The organism is Okeania sp. SIO2B9 (assembly GCF_010672505.1).
In the GTDB taxonomy this organism is placed as follows: domain Bacteria; phylum Cyanobacteriota; class Cyanobacteriia; order Cyanobacteriales; family Microcoleaceae; genus Okeania; species Okeania hirsuta.
On sequence record NZ_JAAHGK010001682.1, the window covers coordinates 1 to 1,299 of the forward strand.

General features: G+C 31.0%; 2 protein-coding genes and 2 pseudogenes. All 4 read right to left on the reverse strand.

Annotated elements, in window-relative coordinates:
* Positions 1-213: pseudogene (locus tag F6K13_RS33660) on the reverse strand (histidine kinase); the annotation flags it as partial.
* A gap of 258 nt (positions 214-471) precedes the next feature.
* Positions 472-768 (reverse strand): hypothetical protein, encoded by a 297-nt coding sequence (locus tag F6K13_RS33665; RefSeq protein WP_124146501.1) that lies wholly within the window; start codon positions 766-768, stop codon positions 472-474.
* Between the two features lie 69 nt (positions 769-837).
* The gene (locus F6K13_RS33670; RefSeq protein ID WP_124146500.1) at positions 838-1,095 is read right to left on the reverse strand and encodes a hypothetical protein; all 258 of its coding nucleotides are present in this window, start codon (positions 1,093-1,095) and stop codon (positions 838-840) included.
* Positions 1,068-1,299 (reverse strand): annotated as a pseudogene (locus F6K13_RS33675) (hypothetical protein); the annotation flags it as partial. The gene F6K13_RS33670 and the pseudogene F6K13_RS33675, both read right to left, overlap by 28 nt.

Sequence of the window (1,299 nt, forward strand, 5' to 3'; positions counted from 1 at the left end):
TGTAGATTTTTTGGTTGTTAGTAAGATTTTTGCTTGGTGATTAATTTCTGGTAATTCGGCAATCGCTAAGATATTTTTACATTGGTCTAAAATCCAACGATTAAGTTCATTTTCTTTAAGTTTGGCAGCAAAGCTAAGGCGTTCAAATACTGATTCTTTTAAAGATGCTCTTGCTTGACTAAAGGTTGTATATCCGACAATTGATATTGTCATTAGCGACAATATTAAAAAAGAACCTACAATCTGAATTAGGAGGCTTTTTTTCCAGAAATACATGATTCTAGATCCTCATTTTTTCATCTAAAATTTTTCTCTTTTGAAAGAAGTAGTTATACCAATTCCTAAAAGTAATGCTATACTTAGGTAACACTTCATTCATTAAGTAATTAACACAGGTAAAATATTTTTTTTGTTAATTTGAGTCAAGTTAATTTTAATTATTCTTATGTTTACTTCTCCTCCACTCCCCTACTACCCTACTCCTCTACTCAAGAAAATGTAGAAAAGTTTTTGAGAAATGGTATTAGTTAGGGGAGCTGTCGGTAGGACTACATACAGAGCATTAGCAGAAGCTGTAAAATCGCAAATTGCCATTAGAATTTGCTGCATCGCCTTACTCCAAATATTTTCTATATGTACTTGAGAATAAACATGGTTTACAGAATTATCAAATAAGTGAGTTTGACCTTCAGCAAACTGTTGAGATGCTACGGAAATATGAGGGTCTTTTTGATCGTGCCAAAATTGTTCTTCCCATAGTTGAGGCATAATCGGAAAATAGCAACCTTTACTACCTTTAATGTAAAGTCCTAAATTATTTGGTTGTATTAGATATGATCAAAAATCTTTCGCTAACTTAGGATGAGCAGAAGATGTAAAAATTATAGGTTGTTTAATAGATATTAAATATCTAGGTTTGTCTCCATTAGGATTATTTGGAAATTCTATAGTTCTCATTTGATTCAAGTAAATTTCTTCGTCTTCTTTTTGATATACAGGAATTGACATAGTTGAATTAATTGTCATTAAAGTCTCGCGATTGAGGAAATTAGTATGATTATCAGAATTTAGCCAATTAACTGCATTAGGTGGCACATATCCATTTTTATAAAGCTAGTGTACCAATCTAAAATTTCAATTATTTTTTGTCTTATAGCTGGTTTATCTACTTGTAATTTGCCCTGTTTATCTACTATTTGTAAATTGTTGGCCTCCAAAATTTGTTCAAATATAACATAACTATCTGAAGCATCGATAGACATGGGCAAACCGAAAGCATAAATATTACTGTCATTTTGT